6 protein-coding genes are annotated in these 8,004 nt (G+C 73.9%); 1 reads left to right on the top strand and 5 read right to left on the bottom strand.

Annotation, left to right across the window (positions count from 1 at the left end):
- Nucleotides 1-1,302: PIG-L deacetylase family protein (locus ABQ292_RS25420; protein WP_369210488.1), on the bottom strand; the 1,302-nt coding region annotated here is incomplete at its 3' end.
- Nucleotides 1,303-1,314: 12 nt separating this feature from the next.
- Nucleotides 1,315-2,208, bottom strand: a complete 894-nt coding sequence (gene rfbA, locus ABQ292_RS25425; protein ID WP_369210489.1) for a glucose-1-phosphate thymidylyltransferase RfbA — start codon at nucleotides 2,206-2,208, stop codon at nucleotides 1,315-1,317.
- A gap of 193 nt (nucleotides 2,209-2,401) precedes the next feature.
- Between rfbA and ABQ292_RS25430 the strand changes: the two genes are divergently transcribed.
- Complete coding sequence (locus tag ABQ292_RS25430) at nucleotides 2,402-3,445, top strand: methyltransferase (RefSeq protein ID WP_369210490.1); 1,044 nt, start codon at nucleotides 2,402-2,404, stop codon at nucleotides 3,443-3,445.
- A 962-nt stretch (nucleotides 3,446-4,407) separates the two neighbouring features.
- On the opposite strand, the gene ABQ292_RS25435 is transcribed toward ABQ292_RS25430, so the two are convergent.
- From ABQ292_RS25435 to ABQ292_RS25445, 3 genes are all read right to left on the bottom strand, one after another.
- Nucleotides 4,408-5,118, bottom strand: coding sequence for a DUF2306 domain-containing protein (locus ABQ292_RS25435; RefSeq protein WP_369210491.1), 711 nt, complete (start codon nucleotides 5,116-5,118; stop codon nucleotides 4,408-4,410).
- Nucleotides 5,119-5,229: 111 nt separating this feature from the next.
- The gene (locus ABQ292_RS25440; protein ID WP_369210493.1) at nucleotides 5,230-6,816 is read right to left on the bottom strand and encodes an MFS transporter; all 1,587 of its coding nucleotides are present in this window, start codon (nucleotides 6,814-6,816) and stop codon (nucleotides 5,230-5,232) included.
- Between the two features lie 207 nt (nucleotides 6,817-7,023).
- Nucleotides 7,024-7,866: a TIGR03084 family metal-binding protein gene (locus ABQ292_RS25445; protein ID WP_369210492.1), complete on the bottom strand. Its 843-nt coding sequence runs from the start codon at nucleotides 7,864-7,866 to the stop codon at nucleotides 7,024-7,026.
- Between the last annotated feature and the right edge of the window lie 138 nt (nucleotides 7,867-8,004).

The raw sequence follows: 8,004 nt of genomic DNA on the forward strand, positions 1-8,004 counted from the left end.
GACCGGAGCCGGGCCCTGGCGGTGGTCGACCACCCGGACGTCGTCGACCGTCGGCCCCACGGTGAACACGACCTCGACGGAGCCGTCCTGCGACAGCAGGGCGTCGACGTCCGGCACGGCTCCCGGGTCGGCGAGGAACTCCAGCCCGGCGCGCGTGCCGCGCGGCGTGCTGCCCCCGACGTACAGGACCGTGCCGGCGTCGGGCCCGGGACGGTCGACACGGGAGATGACGCCCAGGTCCTCGACGTCGTGGGCCGCGCCCGGCCCACGACGTCCGCGCGCGGCGAGCCCCTGCGGGCGCCGACGGCTCCCACCGGACCGCGGCGCATCGACGCCCGGCAGCCAGCCGACCCCGGGCAGGGACGGCGAGAGGTGTCGCACGACCGCGTTGGCCGCCGGATCGCCGACGAGGACGAGGTTCGGAGCCCGTACCGCCTGCACTGCCTCCGGCCCGTTGGCGAAGACCTCCCGCAGCGGCAGCCGCAAGCCGCCCCACCGGTCGATGAAGGCGCTGCGCAGCCGGTCGCGGCCGGCGTTCAGCTCGGCCTCCTCGGTGGCGTCGCGGACCGACGGGTACAGCAGGACGGCGTCCGTGTCGCGCACCAGCGGGGACCACAGCCGGTGGAACGGCGACTCCGACAGGTCCAGGACCTCGCCGAGCAGGTGCATCGCCCCCGTCTGCGCTCCCACCTCGAAGGCCTCCGCCCGGCTCAGCCGTGCCAGGTGACCCAGCCGGGCCTCGTAGGCGGCCAGGTCGACCCGCCCGATGGTGGCCTGCTGGGAGCCGTGGGCGTCCAGGGCCCGTTGCTTGGCGTCGAGCCGGTCACCGGCGACCGCGACGAACACCCGGGGGGAGAACCGGCTCGGCTCGCAGGACACGTGCACGGAGAAGTGGAGGAAGACGCTGCCGCGGAAGGCCGCCCGGGCAGTGCGGTGCGTCTCCACGTGGTCGTTGTGGCTGTCCGCGTCGGTGTGCGTCACGACCACGTCCGGCGCGACCGCCGCCGTCAGCTCCCGCACCCGGCCCACGACCGTGGCGTCGACGCGGAGGTGCCCGTCGGTGCACCCGGCGAAGAACAACCGCTCGGGCGGCACCCCGAGCGCGGCCGCGGCCGCGGTGGCCTCCCTCCGCCTGGTCGCGCCGGCGATCCCGTCGGTCATCACCAGCACGAAGACCTCGTGCCCCTCGGCCCCGGCCTTGTGGAGCAGGGCGCCGGCCCCGATCTCGATGTCGTCCGGATGAGCTCCGACGGCGAGGATCCGCAACGGCCGGCGGGCGCAGGGCAGCTGTGTGATCGACACGGTGTCCACCGCTCAGCCGGCCAGCGACGACACGGACGCGGTGGCCTGCGCCACCCGCATGACGTACCGGCCGTACTCGGACCGGCCGAGCCGCTCCCCCAGCTCGAAGCACTGGCCCGGCGTGATGAAACCCATCCGGAGGGCGATCTCCTCCAGGCAGGCGACCCGCCTGCCCTCCCGCCGCTCGACCAGCCGGACGTACCGGCTGACCTCGAACAGGGAGTCGTACGTGCCGGCATCGAACCAGCGACAGCGCTCGCCGAGCGGGACGATCCCCGCCTTCCCCGCCTCGATGTAGGCCTGGTTGACGTCCGTGATCTCCAGCTCGCCCCGCCACGAGGGCCGCAGGCCCTTGGCGATCTCCACGGCGTCGCCGTCGTAGAAGTACAGGCCCGTGGCAGCCAGCGTGGACCTCGGCCGGGACGGCTTCTCCTCGAGGGAGAGCAGGCGCCCGTGCTCGTCGACCTCCGCGACGCCGTAGCGCTCCGGGTCCGGCACGTGGCAGCCGAACAGCAGACAGCCGTCGTCCGTGGCCGCGCCCGCCCGCAGGAGCTCCGGCAGACCGGGCCCGTCGAAGACGTTGTCACCGAGGACCAGGGCCACCGGATCGGACCCCGCGTGCCGGGCGCCGATGACCAGGGACTCACCGTCGCCCCGCGGCACGGCCTGCTCGGCATAGGACAGAGCGAGCCCGAGGTCCTCGCCGTCGCCGAGGAGCCCGCGGAGCGCCGGCACGCCCTCCGGGGTGGAGATGAGCAGGATGTCGCGGATGCCGGCCTGCATGAGCACCGACATCGCGTAGTAGATCATCGGCTTGTCGTACACCGGCAGGAGCGCCTTCGAGGTGCTCAGCGTGACCGGGTGCAGGCGTGTGCCGGAACCGCCGGCCAGAACGATCCCCTTCACCGTGCTCCTCCTCGCCGCTCCGCTGCCGGAACCGCTGCTGTCGCTGTGTCGGTGCGTCGCAGACGTTATGAGCGGGGCCACGGCCGTTCCTCTCCCTCGTTGCGCACCCGTCCCGCGCGGCGGCAAGGAGGAGGAAGACCGGGACGGCCGGCCCACGGAGCATGGCGGTGCCACCGGCGAGAGGAACACGACCATGCCCGCGACCGGCCTGCCTCTGGACGAGGCCGACTACCTACGCGTCCTGGTGCACGGCACCACCGCCTTCGAGCTGCTGCGGACGGCACTCCAGCTCGGGCTGTTCGAGCACATCGAGGACAACGACGGCCTGGACATCGCCGGGGCGGCACGCCTGCTGGGGGTGGAGGAGCAACCCGCGCGCGTCCTGCTGATGGGCCTGTCCTCCTTGCTGCTCCTCGACAAGCGCGACGGACGGTACGTCAACGCGCCGATGACCCGGCGCAAGCTGCTGCGGTCCGGGGAGCGGTTCCTGGGCCCGCTGGTCGACGTGCAGGCGAGGGTCATCAACCCCAGCATGGTCGACCTGGCGGAGTCCGTCCGGCAGGCCACCAACGTCGGGCTGCGGCACGTGCCGGGCCCCGGGGACACCCTGTACTCCCGCCTCACGGCGCAGCCGGACCTGCAGCAGGTGTTCTACGCCAACATGGGGGACGCCTCCGGCCGGGCCTTCGCGCAGTTCCTCGAGCACTACGACCTCACCGACGTGCGGCACGTGATCGACATCGGCGGCGGGGACGGGACGAACGGGATCGAGCTGGCGCGACGCTATCCGCAGCTGCAGGTGACGGTGTTCGACCAGCCCACGGTCACCGACATCGCCGCGTCGAGGATCGCGGACCCCGCAGTCCGCGACCGCGTGCACTTCCGTGCCGGTGACCTGTTCGACGACCCGCTCCCCCAGGGCGCCGACGCGATCATGTACTTCCACGTCTTCGAGATCTGGTCGCTGGAGCGCAACGTCGAGCTCCTGCGGAAGTGCCACACCGCCCTTCCCGAGGGCGGCAGCTGCCTGGTCTACAACTTCGCCTCCAACGAGGAAGGCACCGGACCGGCCAGCGCCGGTCTGGTCTCCCCGTACTTCCTCACGCTCGCCTCGGGTGAGGGCATGACCTACTCCGCGTCGGAGATGGCGCAGGCGGTCCGCGACGCCGGCTTCCGTGAGGTGCGGTGCCACCCGGACCTCGGTTTCAGCCACGCCCTGGTGGTCGGTCGCAAGTAGTCCGCCCCCGTCGTCCCGACCTCGGTCCGCCGGCTCTCGCGACCCGGCGGACCGGGGCGTGTTCCGGCACCCGCACCGCCGGCCGCCCCGGCCGGACGGGGGCGCGCTGGGTCGCCGGTGGAGTCGGCGCACGGAGCGCACCCAGCCGATCCCGGGCGCGGACACCAGCGTCGGCGCGGAGGCGTGCTCGGCGCCGGCGGCGCGCGATGCCGCCTCCCCGGCGTCGACCTCGGCGTCCAGGCCGTCGATCAGCCGCAGCGTCGCCACCACGTCACCGGCCCACGGCTGGGGCAGCCCGAGCGCGTCGAGCAGCCGCCGGCCGGCAACACCGAACAGGTCGCTGACCGGGCGGGGATGGCCGAAGGCCACCAGCGTGGCGTGGATCCGGTTCTCCAGCGCGGCGCGGTGCCGCACCAGGTGCAGCCGCCAGCGCGCTCGTTCCCGGCCGGCGCGTACCCCGGGGTCGGCAGCCAGATCGCCGGCACCGGATCCCCGCCGAGACAGCTGGGCCAGCACCCACGCGTCGAACTCGTCGGTCCCGCCGGCCAGCGGGCGAAGCCCTCGACCTCACCGCGTCGGCGATCTCCACCGCCCGGCCGCGCAGCTCGAGCTGGTCGTGCACGAAGCCGGCGCCGTCCATCGACTCGATCACCGCCGTCACCGGCTGGCCGAACTCGCCCAGCCGAGCCACCAGCCAGGTCAGGCCGCCGGCGTCTGGCGACGCCGTGGTCACCGGCACCGACGCGCCGGCCCGTCCGTGGCATGCACGTCCAGACGAGTCCTGCTCGGACCCGACCCGACGTACAGCACGAGGACCGGGCCCTCCCGTCACACCTGCCGGCTCTCACCGCACGCGTGATCCGGGGGAGGCCCCCGCCTGCACGGCATCCGGGGAGCGGTCGGCCCGTCGGCCCCGAGGGGGGTGTCGGCGTGCGGGCAACCGCCCCGAGTCGGCCTCGGGGTCAGGCGTGGCCCGCCCGCGGCGCGTCCTGGGGCCTGGGCACCGGGTGACGGTGCAGCCACCAGTGCGCCACGCCCAGGTTGATCAGCCAACCGGCCCAGAACCCGCCGACGGCACCCGCCAGGCCGGGGTCGTGCGGGATGCCGGGCACGGACATCAGGAGCAGGAACATCGCCCGGTTGGTGAGGATCGCGATGGCCGTGGCGAAGCTGTAGAGCATGAAGCGCCGGTGCTCGGCCAGGCGCCGGCGGCGCGCCGCCACCAGACCCACCACGGTCGTGACCAGTGCGACCAGCCCCCACGTCGTCGCGCCGAGCGCACCCAGCAGGTTCAGGGGCCCCAGCGGTGCGATCACCACGGCGAGCAGCGCCGACGGGAGGATGCCGCCGAACACGTACACCCGGCCCGACCAACGGTGCACGGCCGGCCGCGTGCGCCGCAGGCTCGGCCAGAGCTGCAGGCACGCGGTCACGAGGGCCACCGACCCGAACAGGACGTGGGCGACGACCATCGGGTAGTGCAGGGGGGCACCCTCGTTCACGGGCACGAGGGACTGCGCGGGGTCGAGGGACAGGTAGCGCGGCAGCGACACCAGCAGGAACGCCGCCACCAGGAGCACCAGCAGCGGCAGCCACACGTTCGGACGGCGCCGGGTGCCCGCGCCGTCCGGCTGCATCACGGAGGGGGGCACGGGCTCCAGGAGGTGGGACACGTCAGATCCTCTTCCGGGGCGGGACTGGACAGGACACAGCGCGGCTGCGGTGGGCCGACCCCGGCCCGGTGGAGTCGTCGACACCACCGGGCCGGGGCCGGACGTGGCGGTTCAGCGAGTGCCGGCGCCGTCCTGGGCTGCGGGCACGACGTCGATCCCGGGTGCGGCATCGGCCTCGAGCGCGGCCACTCCCTGCACGCCGGCCTCCGGCGGGGCCGCGCCCTCCGCGGCGTCGGGGTCGGCCTGCTGCGGCGGGGCGCCGACCGGGGGGATGCGCCGCAGGGTCGCCCAGACCAGACCGGCGAGGAGGACGAAGAGCACGGCGCAGAGCACGGCCACGACGTTGTAGCCCTGCGTGAAGGCCTCGCGGGCGGCGGTGACGAGCGCGTCTCTCGTCTCCGGCGACAGCCGCGGTGCTGCCGTCGCCGCACCCACGATGCTGTCCTCGGCGGCACCGGCGGCGTCCGCGGGCGTCTCCCCGGGGACGGTGATGGTGCTGTGGTACACCGCCGCGGCGACGCTGCCGAGCGAGGCGATGCCCAGGGCCGTGCCCAGCTCTCCGGCGGTCGTCGAGAGGGACCCCGCCGAACCCGCCCTCTCCGGCGGAGCGGACATCATGACCAGCTGGTTGCTGAGCACACCGACCGGGCTGACCCCGAGGAACACCAGGCAGATGCCCAGCATCACCGTTCCGAAGCCGTCGACCGGGCCGACCCGGGTCAGGACGAGCATGCCCAGTGCCGCCACGAGCACGCCGCCGATCAGCACCGCGGCGGGGCGCACCGTCGTCACCAGCTTCATGGTGATCTGGATCCCGAGGACGACGATCACCGACGGGAGCAGGAGCCAGAGGGCGGTCGCCAGCGGGGACAGGGCCTCGACCAGCTGCAGGTGCTGGGTCATGAGCAGCGCGTTGCCGCCCTGGACCACTCCCACCAGCAGGTACAGCCCGAGGCTGCCACCGACCGCGGGGAGGGCGAACAGTCGCAGGTCCAGCAGGGGGTCGCGGAGCTCCCGCTGCCGACGGGCGAAGGCGATGCCGACGGCGGCTCCCACGACGATGGCCGCCACCGCGCCGAGCGTCCAGCCGCTGCGCGCCAGCTCCTTGAGCCCGTAGACGAGGGGCAGGATCGCGGCCAGCGACAGCACGACGCTGAGGAGGTCCAGCGGCTCGGAGCCCTCGTGACGCGACTCCGGCAGCAGGAAGGGACCGGCGACGAGCAGCAGGACCGTCACCGGCACCGCGATCAGGAAGACCGAGCCCCACCAGAAGGAGTTCAGCAGCAGGCCGCCGACGACCGGCCCGAGCGAGATCCCCGCGATCATGGCCGTCGACCAGATCCCCATGGCCGCGCCCATCTGCTTGGGGTCGGGGAACATGGTCCGGAGCAGGGCCAGGGTCGAGGGCATGATGGTGGCGCCGGCGACGCCCAGCAGGGCCCGGATGACGATCATCATCTCCGGGCCCGTGGAGAAGACCGCCAGGACCGACAGCAGGCCGAACGCGGCGACGCCGACGAGCAGCAGCCGCCGCCGTCCGATGCGGTCGCCCAGTCGGCCCATCGTCACGAGGAACCCGGCGATGAGGAAGCCGTACACGTCGGTGATCCACAGCTCTTCGACGCCGTTGGCGCCGAGGCTCGCGCCCAGCTGCGGCAGAGCGAGGATGACCACGCTCAGGTCCAGCATCGCGAGCATGGTGGGCAGACACAGCACGGCCAGTCCCCACCACGACCTGCGTCCGGCCTGGGCGGCCGTCGGGATGTCAGTCACATCTCTTCCTTCCGTCGGGTTCTCCACTGCACGGGTGAGGCGCCGTGGCAATGGTCGTGAGCTGCGGATTCGCCGGACAAGTGAGGCCGTAACGAGATGCGCGGCGATCCTCACGGTCCGCGTGTGGATTCCTCACACCCGAGCGGGTCGGGCCTCCCCGGGGACCGAGGCGCCGTCGACGAACTGGCCGGGAGCCCGCCCGGGACCAGCGGGCCCCCGATAGGCCTGGGCGAGCTCGAGCCACTGCTCGGCGAGCTCGCCGACCGCCGTCAGCTGCAGGTCGGCACGGTGCCGCCGGCGACTGACCAGGAGACAGAGGTCGACCGCGTCCCCGGTGACCCGCTGGGCGGCATCGGCCGGTCCGAACTCCCACGTCGCTCCCGACGGCCCGACCAGCTCGAACCGGAACTCCTCGGCGGGCGGGGTGAGACCGCGGGACAGGTACCCGAAGTCGCGGGTGCGGACGGCGAAGGCGACGACGTGCCGGAGGCGGTCGGTGTGCGTGCGCTGCACGCCGAGGGCGTCGGCGACGTCCTGGCCGTGCGCGAACACCTCGAGCATCCCCGCCCGGGCCAGCACGGCCGGCGGGAGTGGGTTGACCAGCCAGGGCACGAGCCCGTCGGCGGGAGCCGCGGCCAGTGCCGCGACAGCGGCGTCACGCTCCGCACGCCAGCGCTCCAGCAGGGCAGCGGGGTCCAGGGCGACGTACTCGCCGAGGGCTCCGTTCACTGCGGCGTCGAACGCCCCGGGACCGCTGCCGATCCTCGAGACCAGCGCGGTGAAGGCCTCCGGCTGGGCGGCCGCCACCCCGGCGATCCGGCACACGAACGCCAGGTGGCCGATCTGGTGGGCGATGCTCCACCCCGGCGCCGGCGTCGGGGTGCTCCACTCCTCAGGGGACAGACCGGCCACCAGCCTGTCGACCTCGGCGGCGTCGACCGCCAGTGCGGAGACCGCTTGCTGCAGCTCGTCCACAGAGCCCTCCGTGATCTCGGTTCGGGGACGCGCGCTCGCCGTCGGCAGGAGCGCGGGTGCGGTGGGGGGGGGGCCCCCCCGGCCGCGGCGCCCCCCCCCCCCCCCGGGGGGGCGGGGGGGGGGGGCCCCCCCCCGGGC

It is taken from the genome of Geodermatophilus maliterrae (assembly GCF_041018925.1).
Lineage (GTDB): Bacteria > Actinomycetota > Actinomycetes > Mycobacteriales > Geodermatophilaceae > Geodermatophilus > Geodermatophilus maliterrae.